The 19,048-nt window shown below is 62.9% G+C and carries 17 protein-coding genes; 9 read left to right on the top strand and 8 right to left on the bottom strand.

From position 1 onward, the window contains the following. Positions 1-49: 49 nt before the first annotated feature. The 5 genes from NXC14_RS01770 to mutM form a co-directional block, all read right to left on the bottom strand. Positions 50-1,132 (bottom strand): saccharopine dehydrogenase C-terminal domain-containing protein, encoded by a 1,083-nt coding sequence (locus NXC14_RS01770; RefSeq protein ID WP_085776706.1) that lies wholly within the window; start codon positions 1,130-1,132, stop codon positions 50-52. Positions 1,133-1,255: 123 nt separating this feature from the next. Next, positions 1,256-2,806: a chromosomal replication initiator protein DnaA gene (gene dnaA / locus NXC14_RS01765; RefSeq protein WP_085779934.1), complete on the bottom strand. Its 1,551-nt coding sequence runs from the start codon at positions 2,804-2,806 to the stop codon at positions 1,256-1,258. An 838-nt stretch (positions 2,807-3,644) separates the two neighbouring features. Then, positions 3,645-3,923 (bottom strand): 30S ribosomal protein S20, encoded by a 279-nt coding sequence (gene rpsT, locus NXC14_RS01760; RefSeq protein WP_064800423.1) that lies wholly within the window; start codon positions 3,921-3,923, stop codon positions 3,645-3,647. 191 nt (positions 3,924-4,114) lie between these two features. Beyond that, positions 4,115-4,888, bottom strand: a complete 774-nt coding sequence (locus tag NXC14_RS01755) for an enoyl-CoA hydratase (protein ID WP_085776705.1) — start codon at positions 4,886-4,888, stop codon at positions 4,115-4,117. 23 nt (positions 4,889-4,911) lie between these two features. Then, on the bottom strand, positions 4,912-5,802 hold the full coding sequence (gene mutM, locus NXC14_RS01750) for a bifunctional DNA-formamidopyrimidine glycosylase/DNA-(apurinic or apyrimidinic site) lyase (protein WP_085776704.1): 891 nt from the start codon (positions 5,800-5,802) through the stop codon (positions 4,912-4,914). Between the two features lie 147 nt (positions 5,803-5,949). On the opposite strand from mutM, the gene ubiE reads away from it, so the two are divergent. The 9 genes from ubiE (at position 5,950) to vapB (ending at position 16,439) form a co-directional block, all read left to right on the top strand. After that, positions 5,950-6,726, top strand: a complete 777-nt coding sequence (ubiE, locus tag NXC14_RS01745; RefSeq protein WP_085776703.1) for a bifunctional demethylmenaquinone methyltransferase/2-methoxy-6-polyprenyl-1,4-benzoquinol methylase UbiE — start codon at positions 5,950-5,952, stop codon at positions 6,724-6,726. A gap of 48 nt (positions 6,727-6,774) precedes the next feature. Then, positions 6,775-8,349: a 2-polyprenylphenol 6-hydroxylase gene (gene ubiB, locus NXC14_RS01740; protein WP_085776702.1), complete on the top strand. Its 1,575-nt coding sequence runs from the start codon at positions 6,775-6,777 to the stop codon at positions 8,347-8,349. A gap of 88 nt (positions 8,350-8,437) precedes the next feature. Then, positions 8,438-10,015, top strand: coding sequence for an aromatic amino acid lyase (locus NXC14_RS01735; protein WP_085776701.1), 1,578 nt, complete (start codon positions 8,438-8,440; stop codon positions 10,013-10,015). A gap of 129 nt (positions 10,016-10,144) precedes the next feature. Next, positions 10,145-11,524 carry an amidohydrolase family protein gene (locus NXC14_RS01730; protein WP_085776700.1) on the top strand — a complete coding sequence of 460 codons (1,380 nt, stop codon included), beginning with the start codon at positions 10,145-10,147 and terminating at the stop codon, positions 11,522-11,524. After that, positions 11,521-12,801 carry a Zn-dependent hydrolase gene (locus NXC14_RS01725; protein WP_085776699.1) on the top strand — a complete coding sequence of 427 codons (1,281 nt, stop codon included), beginning with the start codon at positions 11,521-11,523 and terminating at the stop codon, positions 12,799-12,801. Before NXC14_RS01730 ends, NXC14_RS01725 begins: the two co-directional genes overlap by 4 nt. After that, complete coding sequence (locus tag NXC14_RS01720) at positions 12,782-13,879, top strand: DUF917 family protein (protein ID WP_085776698.1); 1,098 nt, start codon at positions 12,782-12,784, stop codon at positions 13,877-13,879. Before NXC14_RS01725 ends, NXC14_RS01720 begins: the two co-directional genes overlap by 20 nt. A 3-nt stretch (positions 13,880-13,882) precedes the next feature. Next, the gene (locus tag NXC14_RS01715; protein WP_085776697.1) at positions 13,883-14,212 is read left to right on the top strand and encodes a TfoX/Sxy family protein; all 330 of its coding nucleotides are present in this window, start codon (positions 13,883-13,885) and stop codon (positions 14,210-14,212) included. A 235-nt stretch (positions 14,213-14,447) separates the two neighbouring features. Then, complete coding sequence (locus NXC14_RS01710; protein WP_085776696.1) at positions 14,448-16,109, top strand: urocanate hydratase; 1,662 nt, start codon at positions 14,448-14,450, stop codon at positions 16,107-16,109. 51 nt (positions 16,110-16,160) lie between these two features. Beyond that, the gene (gene vapB, locus NXC14_RS01705; RefSeq protein WP_085776695.1) at positions 16,161-16,439 is read left to right on the top strand and encodes a type II toxin-antitoxin system VapB family antitoxin; all 279 of its coding nucleotides are present in this window, start codon (positions 16,161-16,163) and stop codon (positions 16,437-16,439) included. On the opposite strand, the gene NXC14_RS01700 is transcribed toward vapB, so the two are convergent. Genes NXC14_RS01700 through NXC14_RS01690 form a run of 3 tightly spaced genes read right to left on the bottom strand, consistent with a single transcriptional unit; the run spans position 16,380 to position 18,940 of the window. Next, positions 16,380-16,766 (bottom strand): VOC family protein, encoded by a 387-nt coding sequence (locus tag NXC14_RS01700; RefSeq protein ID WP_085776694.1) that lies wholly within the window; start codon positions 16,764-16,766, stop codon positions 16,380-16,382. The genes vapB and NXC14_RS01700 overlap by 60 nt on opposite strands. Beyond that, complete coding sequence (locus tag NXC14_RS01695) at positions 16,763-18,001, bottom strand: MFS transporter (protein ID WP_085776693.1); 1,239 nt, start codon at positions 17,999-18,001, stop codon at positions 16,763-16,765. Before NXC14_RS01695 ends, NXC14_RS01700 begins: the two co-directional genes overlap by 4 nt. Positions 18,002-18,034: 33 nt before the next feature. Continuing rightward, on the bottom strand, positions 18,035-18,940 hold the full coding sequence (locus NXC14_RS01690; RefSeq protein WP_085776692.1) for a LysR family transcriptional regulator: 906 nt from the start codon (positions 18,938-18,940) through the stop codon (positions 18,035-18,037). Between the last annotated feature and the right edge of the window lie 108 nt (positions 18,941-19,048).

Here is a 19,048-nt window from a genome sequence, read left to right as displayed (position 1 = left end):
AAGAGTTCCGGCGCGGTAACGATATCGCTGCCCGCGCCGAAAAATCTTCTCAGCCGTGGCTGGTGGCGCCTGCCTTGAAGAGGCTGCCGGTCGGCGTCTTCAGGAACATCTCCAGCGGAATGTGTTCCTGGTGCAGGAAACCGGCCGCCGGCAAGAGACCATCGCGGACCATCTCGATGACGGCGACGACCGAGGCCGACGTCGTCCAGGCGATCGCTGTGCGGCGGGCGCCGGCGATCTCGATCGGGTAATAAGCGCGCACGAATTCCTTGCGACGCAGGCTGCCGTTCTCCGTGCCTTCCGCGGCCACGTGCACGTAGACGACATCGTCTTCGACAGGCGGCTTGGCATTGGTCAGGATCTCGCCGGCGAGCTTGCGCTTGTCGCGCATCAAGAGCTCATGGAAGAAGAAGTTCATCAGCTCCATATGGCCGGGATAACGCATGGTCTTGTAGTCGAGATTGTCAACCGTGCCGAGCATGGTGTCGCACATGGTGCCGAGGCCGCCCGATGTCGTGAAGGCTTCGAGCTTGACACCACCGACATAGATGGTCTCGTGCCACTCCATCGGCGAGACGAGCTTGCGCACGCCGGCTTCGATGACCTCGCAATCATTCAGATATTCGTTGACGACGCCTTCCGGCGACCAGTTGAAGGCATAGCCGAGAAGACCCGTGGGATGCTGCGGCAGGGCGCCGACGCGCATGCGGATCGATCGGCAGCGATCGAAGCCGTCGGCCAGGCTTGCGCCGACGATGCCGACGAAACCGGGCGCCAGGCCGCATTGCGGCGCCATCAGTCCGCGGGCGGTCTTCGACAGTTCGATGATGAAATTGGTGGTTGGGACGTCTTCCGTAAGATCGAAGTAATGAATGCCGGCAAGATGGGCAGCGCGAGCCAGCTCGATGTTCAGGTGATAGGGCAGGCAAGACAGCACCGCCTCAACGTTCGAGAGCAGTTCGCCGATCACCTGCGGATCGGATATGTCGCCTGCGCGGCATGTAAAGGGCAGCTCGCCCAGGGGCAGCTGCGCGTCGACACCAATGACCTTGAAGCCGCCTTCATGCAACAGCGTTGCCGCCAGCCGCCCGACCTTGCCGAGGCCGAGAACGGCGATCTTTTCGAAACTCATTCATTCCCTCCCATGCGCCGTTCGGCGCTCTTCTTGGACGCGGGGAGATATAGAATAAAAAGCTTATAAAGGAAAACGGCTGGAATCGCTTCCAGCCGTCAAATTTCCCGACAGGTCCGCCGACTACTCGTTGATCAGCCGCTTCAGCAGCTCGATTTCATGCGAAAGCTTGGTGTCACCTGATATCAGCTCCTCGATCTTGCGCACAGCATGCAGCACGGTCGTGTGATCGCGCCCGCCGAAGCGGCGGCCGATTTCCGGAAAGGAGCGCGGCGTCAGCGTCTTCGACAGATACATGGCGATCTGGCGCGGCTTGACAATGACGCGGGTGCGCCGATTGGAGACCAGTTCCTGGCGCGAGACGTTGTAATGCCTGGCGACGATGCGCTGGATATCCTCGATGCGTACACGGCGCGGTTCGCCCGAACCGACGAGATGGGCGAGCAATTCGTCGACGCGCTCGATCGACAGGTTCGGCTCGAAGGAGCGGCGGAAGATCAGCTGGTTGAAGGCGCCTTCGAGTTCCCGGCCGCTGGCCGTGATATTGCGGGCGACATGCTGCAGGAGGTCTGCGGGAATTTCGAGAGAGGGGTCCTCGAGCCGGGCCGCGGCCAGGCGCCGCTTGAGGATTTCGAGCCGCATTTCATAATCCGGCGCGTCGAGTTCGATGGCAACGCCGCCCTGCAGGCGCGAGCGGACGCGCGGATCGAGCGACTCCAGCTCCCATGGAGCGCGGTCGGCGGCGACGACGACCTGCTTGGCGCTGTCGAGCAGCATATTCAGAAGATGGCAGAATTCATGCTGGATCATCTTGCCCTGCAGGAACTGCATGTCGTCGATGATCAAGAGGTCGATGTTGCGCAACGAGTCTTTCAGCGTCAGCGCATCATTGTCGCGGATTGCCGTGGCGAAGCGCCACATGAAATATTCGGCCGTCAGATAGACGACACGCAGGGCCCGCGGGTTCTGGACCGCCGCATTGGCGATCGCCTGCAAGAGATGAGTCTTGCCGAGCCCGACCGTCGAATGGACAAAGAGCGGATTGAACCGTACGGCGCCGGAGCCGACTTCCGCGATCGTCTTGGCAGCCGCAAGCGCGACGCGGTTCGAGCTGCCTTCCACGAAGGTATCGAAGGTGAAACGGCTGTCGAGCGGCGAGCCGAACAGCGGGGTACCGAGGCTTGCTGGCCTTGCGGCGGCAACGGCCGAAACTGCCTGCTGGACAGCCTGACCGGCCGGCTGGGCGCTCGGCGGACGACGCATCTGCGCGGGAGCAGCCGGCTCGGGCTGAACCACCTCGTCGACGGCCTTCATGCCGCTGCGCGTTGCGGTGCGCACCAGGATTTCGACTTTCAGGATTTCCGGGTCTTCGGCCTGGAACAGACCGGTGATGAGATCGAGATAACGATTGTTGATCCACGACTTCAGGAAGGTCGTGGGAACCGAAAGGCGAACAACGCTCTTCGAGACCGAATGCAGCTTCAACCTGGCAAACCAGCTGGCATAGACGTCAGGACCGACCTGGGCCTTCAAGCGCGCGCTGACGCGCTCAAACAAAATGCTCTGCTTCATTTCCGCCTTAGCTTCCCCCACTTCCTGGCGCATGGAGCCGAACGCTTGCGGTGCCGCATCTCCATTGTCGAGCCCGCCTGCCATCATCGTATTCATCTGCATAATGCCGCCTTTCAATTCCACCGGGCGGCCTCCGCTAAAACAGCCGCCCGATCATTCCCCGCTTTGACGGGCTGGCGGCATCCTCATGAAGCCACTCGCCTGCCGGTTCACTCAAACACGACACAGAAGCCCGTTGCAGGTACCGCATTCATGCGGCGCCTTCATCGGCTTTCCGTGCCAGGCTGTCGGTCAATCCTCGTTTTCGGCCGACCAGCCCGAACGCAATATTACTATCCCTATCCGGCAGCCTCACGTTAAACGTGTGCTTGCCATAGGCACAAAACATCCCTGCCCCGTAACAGCCACGTTACGGCCCAAATCCGTCAAGTGCTTGAAAAAACGGAAGCGCAAGGCTCCGTAACAGATGGCACAAATTCATCGCCCTGCCGACGTGGCAGTTAAGACCGAACTCTGCAGGTGATGTCCGCGCCCTCTGTTGGACGCCATTTAGGCAGGATCAAATGGCAAGATCAACGATGAATTTTACGCAAAATTAAGATGCGGCCATTGACTCCGGCCGCCCTTTTCGGGCGTCACGCCAGCGTCAAAAAAGAATCGCAGTTGAATCAAAGAGATTCCCCATTCGGGCTATTTTGACACGCAAAGAAAGAAAAAAAATAAAAATCTTCTTGACTCGTCCGTGATCCGCAAAGGTTCGGCCAGAGTCGCGCAACGGGAAAGCATCCTTGCGCAAGTACTTGTTTTTAAAGTATTTTTCATGTCATGGCACTGACACGAAACAGTCGTGAGATTTACCATGCAGAGGTTGTTCGGCGGAATCGAAAAAGCCCGGTAAAATTACCGGGCTAATCATAACGAGGAGGTCGTTAATGGATTATTACGCGGTCGTGGAGACCGACAGAGCCTTCACACGAGCGGCCAAGCGAGAGACCTTGCGCGATGCCGTGTTGGAGTGCAGCACGCCCTTGCTGGCGGCGCGGGCGAGTTCCGGCTGAGCAGCCAGGAAAGCTGCCTTCGCCTTGTCGGCGTCACCGGATGCGATGGCCTCTTCGACCTGGCGAACGAAAGTACGCACGCGCGAGCGACGAGCCTTATTGACGTCGGTACGGCGGGCGATCTTGCGGGTCGCTTTTTTCGCCGAAGTTGTATTGGCCATGGATGCCTCTCTCAAGAATTCGAACAAACTCCGCCATTACCGCGGGCCCTGCGGCCACCAAGTCCAGCAATACGGGAGCAATCGCGGAAAACCAGAGCGGCTTTCCGAACCGTGGGCGGGCATATAACCCTAAAGCCGGCCCACGTCAACGCGGATTTTCAAGCTTTCCGGCAGCAAGCGCCGAAAAGCATTCAACGGTGCTTGAAGGCAGGTTTGCGCTTCTCGATGAAGGCGGCCATGCCTTCTTTCTGATCGTCCGTGGCAAAGAGACTATGAAACAGGCGGCGTTCGAACCGCAACCCTTCCTCCAGCGTCGTCTCGAAGGCGCGGTTGACCGCCTCCTTGGCCATCATGACCGAGGGCTGTGAAAGCGAGGCGATCTTTTCGGCTGCGGCCAAAGCCTCGTCGATGAGACGCTCGGGCGCCACCACACGCGAAACGAGTCCGGATCGTTCCGCCTCGGCCGCATCCATCACGCGGCCGGTCAGGATCAGGTCCATGGCCTTCGCCTTGCCGACGGCGCGCGTCAGCCGCTGCGAGCCGCCCATGCCGGGAATGACGCCAAGGGTGATTTCCGGCTGGCCGAACTTCGCGGTCTCCGAGGCGATAATGAAATCGCACATCATGGCGAGTTCGCAGCCACCGCCGAGGGCAAAACCGCTGACGGCAGCAATCACCGGCTTGCGTGCCTTGGCGACGTCATCCCAGCCGCTGATGAAATCACTCTTATAGATATCGGCGAACTGAAGCGACTGCATCTCCTTGATGTCGGCGCCGGCGGCAAAGGCGCGTTCGGAGCCGGTGAGCACGATCGCACCGACGGCATCGTCTTCATGGAAAGCGGCATAGGCCTGCTTCAGTTCCCTCAGCACGGTGGAGTTCAGCGCGTTCAGCGCCTGCGGGCGGTTCAGCGTGACGAGGCCGACAGTGCCTCGGGTTTCGACGATCAAGGTCTCGTAAGCCATGCTGTTCTCCCGGTTTCTCACTGTTACTTCTGACAGGCGGCGCAATAGAAGGTGGAGCGGCCCGCCTGCACGATCCGGGCGACCGTAGCGCCGCAGCCGGGCGTGCCGCAAGCCTCACCTTCGCGATCATAGACGGAGAAGGAATGCTGGAAATAGCCGAGCGATCCGTCGGCCTGGATATGGTCTCGCAGCGACGATCCGCCGGCGGCGATTGCATCGGCGATGACGTCGCGGATCGAGGCGACCAGCAGGGCGAGCTCATGCTTCGGCCGGCCGCCCGGCGTCACCAGCGTGCCGGCAGCACGCAGCGGCGACAAATGCGCGCGCCACAGCGCCTCGCATACATAAATATTGCCGAGACCGGCAATGTTCTTCTGGTCGAGCAGCGCGCTCTTCAGCGGCTGCGCCTTGTCGCGAAAACGTTCGGCCAGATAAGCGGCGCCGAGTTCGTTTCCCGTCGGCTCCGGGCCGAGATCGCGGAAGAAGGGATGGGCGGCGAGATCGGCGCGTCCGACCATATCCATGAAGCCGAAACGGCGCGGGTCGTTGTAGATGACGCGGCAAGAGCCGCCCGGTCCCTGCAGATGAAAAACGACGTGATCGTGTTTCTCATCCTTCGAGCGGGCGTGGTGGAATTGCCCCGGCATGGCGGAGGCGGAGTTCTCCTCGATGCGAAAGGAACCGGACATGCCGAGATGGGAAATCAGCGTGTTGCCATCATCGAGATCGACCAGCAGATATTTGGCACGGCGACCAAGGCCGATGATGGTGCGGCCGGAAACCCTGTCGGCCAAGGCATCGGGAAAGGGGAAGCGCAGATCCCTGCGCCGCAGTTCCAGCCTGGCAATGAGAGCGCCTTCCATCGCCGGCGCCAGGCCGCGCTTGACCGTTTCGACTTCTGGCAATTCCGGCATCTTAACCCATCTCTATCGAACGTGTTTCAACCGAGGACGATGTGCGCTATAGCGCCATGTGCCGCGGAGAGCGCGGTCCAGTGATAACGTCGCGCGCGGTCTTTCGCTACGGTCGCCGCGCCGATCTTCAAGGAACGGAGCAGCCTGATGTCAGAAAGCCGCACTTCCGCCGATGGCGGCATGGAGACCTCCTACGGCTTCCGCGAGGTGCCGGGCGGCGAGAAGCAGGGTCTGGTCAACCAGGTGTTTCACAAGGTCGCCAAACGCTACGACATCATGAACGATGTGATGTCCTTGGGCATGCACCGGGCCTGGAAAGATGCGATGATCTCGGCGCTCAACCCGCGCAAGGAGCCGGGCTACAAGGTGCTCGACGTTGCCGGCGGCACGGGCGACATCGCCTTTCGCATCATCGAGGCCTCTGGTCGGCAGGCACATGCGACGGTGCTCGATATCAACGGCTCGATGCTCGGCGTCGGCGCCGAACGGGCGGCAAAGAAGAAGCTTTCCGACAATCTCACCTTCATCGAGGCGAATGCCGAGGAACTGCCCTTCGAGGCCGCGAGCTTCGACGCCTATACGATCGCCTTCGGCATTCGCAACGTGCCGAGGATCGACAAGGCGCTGTCGGAGGCCTATCGCGTGTTGAAACGCGGCGGACGGCTGCTGGTCCTGGAGTTTTCGGAAGTCGATATGCCGCTTCTCGACAAGATCTATGATGCCTGGTCGTTCAACGCCATTCCGCAATTCGGCAAGGCGATCACCGGCGATGCCGAACCCTACCAGTATCTGGTCGAATCGATCCGCAAGTTTCCGAACCAGGAGAATTTCGCAGCGATGATCCGCCAGGCCGGCTTTTCGCGCGTCACCTATACCAATTATACCGGCGGCATCGCCGCGCTCCATTCCGGCTGGAAGCTCTGAGGGAATGAAGGAAAAAAAGACGAACCTCCCTCGGCGGGGCACTTCAGCATGAGCACTTTCGGAGCCTATTTTCGCCTTTGGCGCGTCGGCTGGGTGCTCGTGCGTGAGGGTGTCGTGTCGGCCCTGCCGTCCGAAGGACTGCCGCCTTCGGTCGCGCTTGCTAAATCCTTCGTTACGATTTTCGAGCGCGGCAGGGCGCGGTATCAGAAGCGCAGCGATCGGCTGGCACAGGCGGTCGAGCGGCTCGGCCCCTCCTATGTCAAGATCGGTCAGTTCCTGGCGACGCGGCCTGACGTCGTCGGCGTCGAATTCGCCAACGACCTGTCGCAGCTGCAGGACCGGATGGCCTTCTTTCCCTCGGCGGCCGCCAAGGCGAATATCGAAGGATCGCTCGGGCGGCCGGTCGACGAACTCTATGCGAGCTTCGGCGAGCCGATCGCCGCAGCCTCCATCGCGCAGGTGCATCCGGCCGAAGTCGAAACGGCAGAAGGCCGAAGGAAGGTCGCCGTCAAGATCGTGCGGCCCGGCGTTCGCCAGCGTTTTGTCCATGACATCGAGGCAATGTACCTGGTCGCCCATATGCAGGAGCGCTTCATGCCGTCCAGCCGGCGGCTGCGGCCCGTCGAGGTGACGAAGACGCTGGAACAGACGACGAAGGTGGAGATGGATCTTCGCCTTGAGGCGGCAGCGCTTTCGGAGATTGCTGAAAACACCGACAGCGATCCCGGCTTTCGAGTGCCGAAGGTCGACTGGGAGCGCACCGGCCGCGACGTCATCACCATGGAGTGGATCGACGGCACGAGAATGTCCGATGTCGAGGGGCTGCGCGCGGCCGGCCATGATCTCAACCTGCTCGCCGACACGCTGATCCAGTCCTTCCTGCGCCACACGCTGCGCGACGGTTTCTTCCATGCTGACATGCATCCCGGCAATCTCTTCGTCGATGCCGGCGGCATGATCGTCGCCGTCGACATGGGCATTGTCGGGCGGCTCGGCAAAAAGGAGCGACGGTTCCTCGCCGAGATCCTCTATGGCTTCATCACCCGCGATTACATCCGTGTCGCCGAGGTGCATTTCGAGGCCGGCTACGTGCCCGGCCACCACAATGTCGAAAGCTTCGCCCAGGCGATCCGGGCAATCGGCGAGCCGATCCACGGGCAGCCGGCCGAGACGATCTCGATGGGCAAGCTCCTGACGCTGCTGTTCGAAGTGACCGAACTGTTCGACATGGCAACACGGCCGGAACTGGTGATGCTGCAGAAGACCATGGTCGTGGTCGAAGGTGTGTCGCGCATGCTCAACCCGCGCTTCAATATGTGGAAGGCCTCCGAGCCTGTCGTCGGCGACTGGATCCGCACCAATCTCGGCCCGAAACGGATCGTCACCGACCTCAAGGACGGGCTGAAGGCGGCGGTCAAGCTCGCCGAAGCCGCGCCCGAGATCGCGGCGAAAACCGAGAAATTCCACCATCAGCTGCTGCATATGAGCGAACACGGCCTGCGTTTCGACGACCAGACGGCCGAGGCGATCGGCAAGGCCGAGGCGCGGCACAACCGCTCGGCCAGGATCGCGCTCTGGGTGATTGCATTGACGCTCCTCTATATTGCCTGGATGCTGAGCTGACCGCTCCGATAACATGCTGTGTTCGGCATTTAGGATATCCCGTGTGACGGAGGGCTGGCTTAGTCTCGCAGTTTAGGAGATACGGCACATGCAGCACGAACGCCTTGGTATCGAACTTTCCGGACGACCGCTCGGTTTTGCCGAGATGGTAACGATTGGTGCCGGCAAGGCGAGGATTTCGGCTTCACCGACCGGCATGGCCCGCATCGCGATTGCCCGCGAGATCGTCGAGGACGCGATTGCCGCCGGCACGCCCGTTTACGGCTCGACCACGGGCGTCGGCGCCATGAAGGATGTGGAGTGGTCGGCCGATGAACTCGACACTTTTAACCTCGGCCTGGTGCGTGCCCATCACTTCGGCACCGGCACGCCGTTTTCCTGCAATGTCGTGCGCAATGCCATGGCGATCCGCATCAACACGGCGCTGACCGGCCAGGTCGGCTGCACGCCGGAACTGATCGAGGCCTATATCACGATGCTCGAGGCTGATCTCATTCCTGTGGTGCGCCGCACCGGCTCGATCGGCTGCGCTGATATTGGCCTGATGGGGCAGATCGGCGCGGTGCTGACCGGCGTCGGTGAAGCGGTCTACCGCGGCAGCCGGATGCAGGCGGCCGACGCTTTCCGGGCGGCGGGTCTGCAGCCGGTGCGGATGGCGCCGCGCGACAGTCTCGCCTCGCTCAGCATCAATGCGGTGAGTTTTGCGGCAGCGGCGGAAACGACGCGAAATGCCGCGGCCTCGATCCGCATCCTGCTTTCGACCGGGATGATGGCATCAGGTGCGCTCGGCGCCTCCCGCGATCCCTGGAAGGCGGTCCGCCATGTCGGCACGGCGCGTGAGGCGCTGATCGGCGCCTGGCTCTGCAACGCCTCGGACGAATGGGACTGGCCGGTTGCAACGCATGTGCAAGATCCGCTCAGCCTGCGCATGATCGCCCAGGTGTTCGGCGCCGTCATCGAAAATCTGCTTTCGACCGGTCACAAGATTCTTGCCGCCACCGGACGCTCGGACGACAATCCGGTCGTCGTCGAGGGCCGGGTGATGACATCAGGCGGTTCGCTTCCGCTCGATGTGACGATCCTGCTCGAATCGGCCGCACTCTGCATGGCGCATGCGGCGCGCAACGCCTTCAACCGCTGCGTCATTCTCGGCAACGGTCAACGGCGCGACCTGCCGGTTAACCTCGTGCCGCCGGGACGGATTGCCACCGGCTTCGGGCCGATCATCAAGCTTGCCGGCGAAATCTTCTCGCGCGTCCTGTCGATGTCCGGTCCCGTTTCGGCGCAGTCGCTGGTCGTTGCGGCCGGCCTGGAGGACGAGGCCGCCTTCCTGCCGCTGGTCATCGAGCGCTTCGAGCGGCAGATGCAGGCGCTGAAGCGCCTCGCGGCACTCGAGGCACTGCTATCTGCGCAGGCGATCGACATACTCGGCGATGAACCGAAGGGCGTAGCCGGCATGCTCTACGACGTCGTGCGCAAACATGCGGCCTTTTATACCGTCGACCGGCCGCTTTCGGCTGAGGTGGAGGCGATCGAGGAAGAGCTCGGATCGGACGACTTTCTCGCGAAGCTGACCGAGCAGGTTTCGATCGCCTCCTTCGACGATTTCTTCGCACTCGGTTCGCCGGAGCCCATCGAAGGGCGCTTGGCCAGCCGAGCAGGGTGATTGCGGGCGAGCCCAAAATCTCGATCCTGCCCTACATTAACCAGTCGGTGCGTGATGCCGTCCGAAAGACGTTCAAGCTTTGGCATCACGTTTCGGCCGGCAACCGATGTCAGTCTAGGAGGAAGCGGCATGGACTTCGATCTCGTTCTGCAGGGCACGGTGGTGCTGCCGGACCGCATCGTCGAAGCGGGTTATGTCGCCGTGCACGCCGGCAAGATCGCCGAAGTCGGCCTCGGCGTCCCGCCTGCGGCGCGCGAACGGCATCTGCTCGGAAGAGCGTTGATCCTGCCCGGCGCCATCGACGCGCAGGTGCATTCGCTTTCCCAGAAGGATCAGGAGGATTTCGTCTGGTCGACGCGGTCGGCAGCGGCCGGCGGCGTGACGACGATCGTCGACATGCCTTACGACGAGGGCAATCTCGTCTGCTCGGCGGCGGCGGTCAAGCGGAAGATCGACCATGCCGCGCCGCAGGCGCGCGTCGATTTCGCGCTCTACGGCACCATCGATCCGCAAGAAGGCCCGGCGCGAATCCCGGAGATGGTCGAGGCCGGCGTCGCCGCCTTCAAATTTTCGACCTTCGGCACCGATCCCAAACGTTTTCCGCGCATTCCCCCCGCCCTGTTGGACGCCTGCTTTGCGGCGATCGCGCCGACCGGGCTCACGGCAGGTGTGCATAATGAGGATGACGAGGCGGTGCGCAGCTATATGGAGCAGGTAAAGGCAAGCGGCATCACCGACTGGCGGGCGCACGGCCTATCTCGGCCGGCGATTACCGAATTGCTGGCGATGCACACGATCTTCGAGACCGGGGCCAATACCGGCTGCCCCGCACACGTTGTGCACTGCTCGCTCGGGCGCGGCTACGACATCGCCCGCGCCTATCGCCGTGATGGTTTTGCCGCGACAGTCGAATGCTGCATCCATTACCTGACGCTCGACGAGGAAAACGATGTGAGGCGCCTCGGCGGCAAGGCGAAGATCAACCCGCCGGTGCGGCGGCGCGCCGAGGTGGAGAGGCTCTGGCGGAAGGTGGCCAAAGGCGATGTCTGGTTGGTCTCGACCGATCACGTCAGCTGGTCGGAGAACCGCAAGACCGATCCCGACATGCTCGCCAATGCATCCGGTGTTCCCGGTCTCGATGTGATGGTGCCGCTTTTCGTCAAAGGCGCTCTCGAGCGCGGCATTCCCCTTACCTGGGCCGCGCGGCTGATGGCCGAAAATCCGGCGAAGCATTTCCGGCTCGACCATATCAAGGGAGCGCTGACACCAGGCAAGGACGCCGACATCACCTTGCTGGAGCCGCGCGAAAGCATCTACGATGCGTCTGCGAGCGGCAACAACGTCGTCGGCTGGAGCCCCTATAATGGCATTCGCCTGCCCTGGACCGTCTCCGCCACCTATCTGCGCGGCGAAAAGATCGCCGAGGGCGGCAAGGTGCTGGCCTCGCCCGGCACCGGCCGGTTCGTCCGGCCGCCGCCGCGCCAGGTCATTTCGGGAGCCGCCACATGAGCCGTAATCTTCCCGTCAATGCCGGCCGGATCGCTGAAGACATCGAGGCGCTTGCCGATATCACCGAGCCGGGGCGCCCCTGGACACGGCGGGCTTTCACGCCGCTCTTTCTGGAAGGCCGGGCCCATATCGAGGCGCGGATGAAGGCGGCAGGGCTGGAAACGCGGATCGATGCCGCCGGCAATCTGATCGGCCGGCGCACCGGCAGGAAGCCCTGGTCCGGCACGATCATGCTCGGCTCGCATTCCGACACTGTGCCGGAGGGCGGCCGCTTCGACGGCGTTGCCGGCGTGGTCGCGGCGCTCGAGGTGGCGCGGGCGCTGCATGACCACGGCCTGGAACTGGACCACGATCTGGAGATCGTCGATTTCCTTGCCGAGGAGGTCAGTATCTTCGGCGTCTCATGCATCGGCAGCCGCGGCATGACCGGGCAGTTGCCGGAAGCCTGGCTGTCGCGGGCAAGCGGCGGCCTCGATCTTGCCGGCGGCATCGCCCAGGTGGGCGGTGAGCCCGGCGTGCTGGGACAGCAGAAGCGGCCCGATCTGGCAGGCTTCCTGGAGCTCCATATCGAGCAGGGGCCGGTGCTCGAAGCCGAAAGGGAGGATATCGGCATCGTCACGGCAATCTCCGGCATCACCCGTATCGAGATCACCATCGAGGGCCGGGCCGACCATGCCGGCACGACGCCGATGGACAGGCGGGCGGATGCGCTGCTGGCGGCTTCGCAGCTAGTGCTCGACATCCGCAATGCTGCCGCCGAGCTTGCCAAGACGCCGGGGCATTTCGCGGCGACGGTCGGCGAGTTCAGGATCGAGCCGAATGCCGCCAATGTCGTGCCGTCGAAGGTTGTGCTGCTGATCGACGGGCGCGCGGAAATCCGCGCCGACATGGAAGCCTTCTGCCGCTGGCTCGATGGCCATGTCGAAAAGCTGGCGACCGCCTACGGCGTGACGATCGAGACGCCGAACCGGGTTTCCGACAATCTGCCAACGCCCAGCGATGCCGCGCTGCTTTCGACGCTGGAGACCGCCTGCGAACGCGTCGGCGCAAAATACCGGCGCATGGCCTCCGGCGCAGGGCACGATACCGCCTGGATCGCCAAGGTGGCGCCGGCGGCAATGATCTTCGTGCCCTGCCGGGGAGGTCGCAGCCACTGCCCCGACGAATGGGCCGACAATGACGATATCGCGCTCGGCGCAGCCGTGCTTTTCCAAGCGGTGCGCGAGATGGACAAGGATTCGAAGCGGGAGAAGGTCGATGGGACGCATACTGGTTGAGAAGGACGTGGAAGCCGCTGTCAAAGGCGGCTCCGTCTATGCCGCCGGCGGTGGCGGCTGGGCCGATCACGGTCGGATGCTCGGGCTTGCGGCCGTCACCATCGGCAAGCCGGAACTGGTGTCTGTCGACGAATTGAAGGATGACGCCTGGATCGCCACGGCGGCGGCGATCGGCGCGCCGGCTTCCACCACGCCTTGGGAAATGCAGGGCGTCGACTACGTCAAGGCCGTGCAATTGCTGCAGGAGGCGCTCGGCGAAAGGCTTTCCGGGCTGATCATAGGTCAGAACGGCAAATCCTCGACGCTGAACGGCTGGCTGCCATCGGCGATCCTCGGCACCAAGGTGGTCGATGCCGTCGGCGATATCCGCGCACATCCGACCGGCGACATGGGCTCGATCGGCATGGCCGCCTCACCCGAGCCGATGATCCAGACCGCCGTCGGCGGCAACAGGGCCGAGAACCGTTACATTGAGCTGGTGGTGAAGGGCGCGACGGCCAAGATCTCGCCGGTGCTGCGCGCCGCCGCCGATCAGTCCGGCGGCTTCATCGCCAGCTGCCGCAATCCCCTCCGGGCCTCCTATATCAGGGCCCATGCGGCTCTCGGCGGCATCTCGATGGCGCTTGCGCTCGGGGAAGCAATCATCGCGGCGGAAAAGCGCGGCGGATCAGCCGTCATCGACGCGATCTGCAAGACGACGGGCGGATATATCCTCGCCGAAGGCGTCATCGTCCGCAAGGACGTCGTCTATACCAAGGAAGCCTTCGATATCGGCACCATCGCCGTCGGCTCGGGTGATAGATCGGTGACGCTGCATGTGATGAACGAATATATGGCCGTCGACGATGCGGGTGGCGGGCGGCTTGCGACTTTCCCCGCCGTCATCACCACACTATCGCCTGAGGGCGAGCCGCTGAGTGTCGGCCAACTCAGGGAGGGCATGCAAATCTTCATCCTGCATGTGCCGATGGACATCATTCCGCTGTCGGCCAGCGTGCTCGATCCGACCGTTTATCCCGCCGTCGAAAAGGCGATGGGAATCGAGATCGCGCGTTATGCACTGGCGGCGAAGGCCTGAGCCATGGCACGCGATCCCGGCCTTGAAGAACTGCTGCGTGAGGAACTCGGCGATCGTCCTGGCCTCAGCGAAAAATCCATGTTCGGCGGCCGCGCCTTCCTGTTGGACGGCAATCTTCTCTGCGGTGCGCGCAGTGACGGCATGCTGATCCGTCTCGGCAAGGGCAATGATGATTGGGCACTGGCGCTGCCGGGCGTAATCCGGATGCTGATGGGCGAGCGGGTCATGCACGGCTGGCTGCGCGCCTCCGCCGAGGCTTACGGCGACGATGCCCTGAGACGGCGTCTGCTCGATGCGGCGCTTGCCTATGTGGAATCGCTGCCGAGCAAGTGATGCCATTTCCCTTCTCCCCTGTGGGGGTCTGAAGGACGGGGCTAGACCTGCGGCTCGACCCCGGTCAGATGTCCGAAGGACAGATGAGGGGGTGAGCGACGCCAGGAGCGAATGCGCTGAGCGCAAGCGAAGAGCAATAGAGGGCGTGCCGTGCGGCCCCCTCATCCGACCCTTCGGGCCACCTTCTCCCCGCTGGGGAGAAGGGAAAAGCAGAGAACCAAACGAGGAACCCACTATGCCGAAGGTCAATCCACGCCATCCGAAATTTCCGATTCCCGGTGGGCCGGAGTTGCGCGCCAAGGGCTGGCGGCAGGAGGCGCTGCTGCGGCTGCTCGAAAACGTGCTCGCCGTCGGCGAGGATCCCGACAATCTGATCGTCTATGCCGCGCTCGGCAAGGCCGCCCGCAACTGGGCGGCGCACAAGGGCATTGTCAAGGCGCTGACGGAGATGGATGAGGACCAGACGCTGCTCATCCAGTCCGGCAAGCCGATAGGGCTCGTAAAGACCCATGCCAGGGCTCCCCTCGTCATCATGGCGAATTGCAACATCGTCGGGCAATGGGCAAAGGCCGAAGTGTTCTACGAGCTGCAGCGCAAAGGGCTGATCTGCTGGGGTGGGCTGACGGCCGGAGCCTGGCAATATATCGGCAGCCAAGGCGTCATCCAGGGCACCTATGAAATCTTCATGCGCATTGCCGAGCGGCGCTTCGGCGGCGACCTCCACGGCCGCTTCGTGCTGACGGCCGGCCTCGGCGGTATGGGCGGCGCACAGCCGCTCGCCGGCCGCATGGCGGGCGCGGCGATCCTCTGCGTCGACATCGACCCGGAGCGGGCGCGCAAGCGCCAGCAGATCGGCTATCTCCAGGAAATCGCTCCCGATCTCGATACCGCCCTTGAGATGATCGATGCAGCCGTAAAGGCGAAGCGGGCGCTGTCCGTCGGTCTCGTCGGCAATGCGGCGGAGGTCTATCCCGAGATTGCCCGGCGCGGCATCGTGCCAGATATCGTCACCGATCAGACCTCGGCGCATGACCTCGTCTATGGCTACGTGCCGAAGGGCATGAGCCTCGATCAGGTCCAAGGCCTGCGCGACGATGGCCAGGGGCAATTGATGGCGGCAAGCCGCGCCTCAATCGTCGAGCATGTGAGCGCGATGCTCGCCTTCCAGAAGAAGGGCTCGGAAGTCTTCGACAACGGCAACCTCATCCGCACGCAGGCCCGCGAGGGGGGCGTCGCCAACGCCTTCGATATTCCGATCTTCACCGAAGCCTATCTCAGGCCGCTGTTTGCCCGGGCGATCGGGCCGTTCCGCTGGATGGCTCTGTCGGGCGAGGAGAGCGATATCGCGAGGATTGACGACCTGCTCATCCAGATGTTTCCCGACAACAAGATCATCACCAACTGGATCCGGCTGGCGCGCGAGCACGTGCCCTTCGAGGGGCTGCCGGCGCGCATCGCCTGGCTCGGTCACGGCGAACGCACGCTGCTGGCGCGGCGTGTCAATGCGCTGGTTGCAAGCGGCGAGATCAAGGGTCCTGTCGCCTTTTCCCGCGACCATCTCGATGCCGGCGCCATGGCGCATCCGAATATCATGACCGAGCGGATGAAGGACGGCTCCGACGCGATCGCCGACTGGCCGCTGATCGATGCGATGATGCTCTGCTCCTCGATGGCCGATCTCGTCGTCGTCCATTCCGGCGGCGGCGGCTATGCCGGCTACATGACCAGCTGCGGCGTCACCGTGATCGCCGACGGCACCGACGCCGCCGACGAACGGCTCGACCATGCGCTGACCAATGACACCGCGCTCGGCGTGATGCGATATGCCGATGCCGGATATGACGAGGCGCTTGATGAGGTGGCGAAGAAGGACGTTCCCTATATAAAGCTTGGATGAATATCCCTGAACTTTCTATAAATTGTTTGTCATCCCATCAGGAGCCATGACGTGGAAACAGCCAAGATCTTCTGGTCAGGAGGTTACCAGGCGGTCCGGCTGCCGAAGGCCTTCCGCTTCGATGGTAACACCGTCGCCATCAGGCGCGAGGGGCCCGCGATCATACTCGAGCCGATTTCCAATGATTGGGAATGGCTTGCCGACGTGACCGGTGCCGTCGATCCGGACTTCGCGACAGCGACGGAAGAACAGCCTGCGGCGGTTGGAGCGTCAATCGATCAGCTCGGAAACTTCGAGGAGATTGCCGTCGGGATCCGTGAAATAGACTGAGCGCAGGCGGCCGATCGCGCCGGTGCGTTCGACCGGGCCCTCTTCGATCGCAACGCCTGACGCCTGCAGATGGGCGAGGACATCGGCGAGCGGCGTCTCAGCGATGAAGCAGAGATCGCCGGAGCCAGGGATCGGATGTCTGGCCTTGGGTTCAAATTCGCGACCGGCCTGGTGCAGGTTGATCTTCTGCCGGCCGAATTTCAGCGCCTTGCGGCCTTCCGCGAAGGTTTCGACCGACATGCCGAGGATGCGGGAATAGAAATCGCAGGTGGCTGCGATATCGGCGACGGTCAGCACGAGATGGTCGAGACGGTCGATGCGGATCATGCCTTTATCCTTGCGAAGTGGTGCGCGACACTGGCTGACATAAAGGCCAACGCCAGCATGGCAAGGGTGAAGACAACGACGGCCGCCCAGCCTTCGACCGCCCAGAACCAGCCGCCGGCCGAGCCCATGAGGCTGGAGCCGACGTAATAGGCGAGCATGTAAATTGATGAAGCGTGGCCCTTGTTACCAAAGGCAAGTTTGCCGACAAGGCCGCTGGCGATGGAATGGCTCATGAAGAAGCCGGTCGTCAGCACGATGATACCAAGGATGATCAACGGCAGCGAGGCGAAGAGCGTCAATGCGCTGCCGGCAGCCGTGAGTGCGAGGCCGAAGAGAAGCACCGGAAAGTGACCAATCCGGTCTCCCAGCAGCCCGCCGATCGAGGCGGCGCCGATGCCGAAGAGATAGACGGTGAAGATCAAGCCGAGTTCGGTCTGATTGAGGCCGTAAGGCGGCGCCATGAGGCGAAAGCTGGCGTAATTGTAGATCGTCACGAAGGAGCCCATCGCCAGGAAGGCGATGGCGAAGAGGAAGGGCAGCGCCGGATTTCTGAGATGGCCGAGCCAGGCTTTCGCGTGAAAACGGGGATCGAAGCCCGGCCGGCGGACGAAATTCCTTGACGGCGGCAGAAGGGCGATGAAGCCGATCGCCGCGGCAAGTCCCATGGCGCCGACGAGGAAGAGCGCCGGGCGCCAACCGAAATATTCGGCAAAGATGCCGGTGAGCACGCGGCCGGACATGCCGCCGAAGGCCGTGCCGCCGACATAAAGGCCCATGGTGGCGCCGAGGCCGCGCGGATCGATTTCTTCGGCAAGATAGGCCATGGCGACGGCCGGCACGCCTCCGAGGACCAGGCCCTGCAGGGCGCGGATGACGAGCAGCAGATGCCAGCCCGGCGCAAAAGCCGTGGCAATGGTCAACAATGCCGCGCCGACCAGCGATATCTTCATCAGGCTGCGGCGGCCAAGACCCTCGGAGACCGCGGCAGCGCAGACGATGGCGACGGCCAGAAAGCCGGTGGAGAGCGACAGCGACAGCGAGCTTTCGACCGGGCTGACGGAAAATTCCTGCGAGAAGACCGGCAGCAGCGGCTGCACGCAATAGAGCAGCGAGAAGGTGGAAAAACCGGAGAGAAAGAGCGCCAGGCTGGCGCGGCGATAGGCGCCGGTGCCTCGCGCCAGATAATGCTTTTCTGCTGCGATCACGGTTTTTACGGTTTGCGCTGGCGGCGGCATATCTTCATCCCGGTGATCCTTCGAACGCATGCGTTAGCCCGCTGGATCCCAATAGGGCGGGTCCCCGAAGCTCTTTCTCAGGTGATCGGCGATAGCGCGAAGCTTGGCCGAGGGATTTCGGCCCTCGGGATGGGCCATATAGATGAATTCGGCCTCCGGCCTGTGACCGACATCGATTTCGGCAAGCCGCCCCTCGCGAATGGCCGGGCCGGCGATGAAGGCCGGCAGCAGCGCGATGCCAAGGCCGGCAATCGCGGCATCGCGCAGCATGTCGCCATTATTGATGGCGAGCGCCGGTTTGGCGCGGACGACGACCGCCCCCTCCGGCGTCTGGAAGCGCCAGTCGGCAACGCCGCGATTGGTGTAGAAGACGCCGCGATGGCGGTTGAGGTCGGCGAGCGACGACGGCGTTCCCTCGCGGGCCAGATAATCCGGCGAGGCGCAGAGAAGACGGCGGCTATGGGTGAGCTTCCAGGCGACCAGCCGGCTGTCGGCGATCGGGCCGTTGCGGATGATGGCGTCGTAGCCGTCCGAGGCCGCATCGACGCGGCGGTCATCGATATCGAGCGTCAACTCGATATCGGGATGGTCGGCAAGAAAGGGGTAGAGCGCCGGGCCGAGATGCATGCGGCCGAACGTGACCGGGGCGGCGATGCGGATCGGACCGGACAGCGTGCCGCGCCGCTCGGCCATATCGGCGGCGGCCTCGTCAATTTCACGCACGATGCGCGCGGCGCGCTGCAGAAATACAGTTCCGTCCTCCGTCAAGGTGAGCTTGCGTGTCGTTCGGTGCAGCAGGACGCCGCCCAAGGACTTCTCCAATTCCGCCAATCTTTCGCTGACGACGGATTTGGACAGCCGCAGCCGCCTGGCCGCCTCGCTGACCGAGCCTGCCTCCGTCACGGCAACGAAAGCCGCGATGCCTTCTATCCTGATCATCGTTCGGTATTTCCGAATTCCAGTTCCTCAATCTGGAGACTAATCCGAACGAAAAGAAAATGCCATCTTCTGATCAACGAAACGGCAAGGGCCGCCTCGGGTCAACCA

Source organism: Rhizobium sp. NXC14, assembly GCF_002117485.1.
In the GTDB taxonomy this organism is placed as follows: Bacteria; Pseudomonadota; Alphaproteobacteria; order Rhizobiales; family Rhizobiaceae; genus Rhizobium.
This window is presented reverse-complemented; position numbering and strand designations above follow the sequence as displayed.

Excerpts from the sequence above, each read along its gene's own strand:
- mutM (WP_085776704.1), bottom strand. The coding sequence starts at position 5,802 with ATGCCGGAATTGCCAGAAGTCGAAACGGTCAAGCGCGGCCTGGCGCCG.
- dnaA (WP_085779934.1), bottom strand. The coding sequence starts at position 2,806 with ATGCAGATGAATACGATGATGGCAGGCGGGCTCGACAATGGAGATGCG.
- NXC14_RS01725 (WP_085776699.1), top strand. The coding sequence starts at position 11,521 with ATGAGCCGTAATCTTCCCGTCAATGCCGGCCGGATCGCTGAAGACATC.
- NXC14_RS01690 (WP_085776692.1), bottom strand. The coding sequence starts at position 18,940 with ATGATCAGGATAGAAGGCATCGCGGCTTTCGTTGCCGTGACGGAGGCA.
- ubiB (WP_085776702.1), top strand. The coding sequence starts at position 6,775 with ATGAGCACTTTCGGAGCCTATTTTCGCCTTTGGCGCGTCGGCTGGGTG.
- rpsT (WP_064800423.1), bottom strand. The coding sequence starts at position 3,923 with ATGGCCAATACAACTTCGGCGAAAAAAGCGACCCGCAAGATCGCCCGC.
- NXC14_RS01735 (WP_085776701.1), top strand. The coding sequence starts at position 8,438 with ATGCAGCACGAACGCCTTGGTATCGAACTTTCCGGACGACCGCTCGGT.
- NXC14_RS01700 (WP_085776694.1), bottom strand. The coding sequence starts at position 16,766 with ATGATCCGCATCGACCGTCTCGACCATCTCGTGCTGACCGTCGCCGAT.
- NXC14_RS01715 (WP_085776697.1), top strand. The coding sequence starts at position 13,883 with ATGGCACGCGATCCCGGCCTTGAAGAACTGCTGCGTGAGGAACTCGGC.
- NXC14_RS01720 (WP_085776698.1), top strand. The coding sequence starts at position 12,782 with ATGGGACGCATACTGGTTGAGAAGGACGTGGAAGCCGCTGTCAAAGGC.
- ubiE (WP_085776703.1), top strand. The coding sequence starts at position 5,950 with ATGTCAGAAAGCCGCACTTCCGCCGATGGCGGCATGGAGACCTCCTAC.
- NXC14_RS01695 (WP_085776693.1), bottom strand. The coding sequence starts at position 18,001 with ATGCCGCCGCCAGCGCAAACCGTAAAAACCGTGATCGCAGCAGAAAAG.
- NXC14_RS01710 (WP_085776696.1), top strand. The coding sequence starts at position 14,448 with ATGCCGAAGGTCAATCCACGCCATCCGAAATTTCCGATTCCCGGTGGG.
- NXC14_RS01770 (WP_085776706.1), bottom strand. The coding sequence starts at position 1,132 with ATGAGTTTCGAAAAGATCGCCGTTCTCGGCCTCGGCAAGGTCGGGCGG.
- NXC14_RS01755 (WP_085776705.1), bottom strand. The coding sequence starts at position 4,888 with ATGGCTTACGAGACCTTGATCGTCGAAACCCGAGGCACTGTCGGCCTC.
- NXC14_RS01730 (WP_085776700.1), top strand. The coding sequence starts at position 10,145 with ATGGACTTCGATCTCGTTCTGCAGGGCACGGTGGTGCTGCCGGACCGC.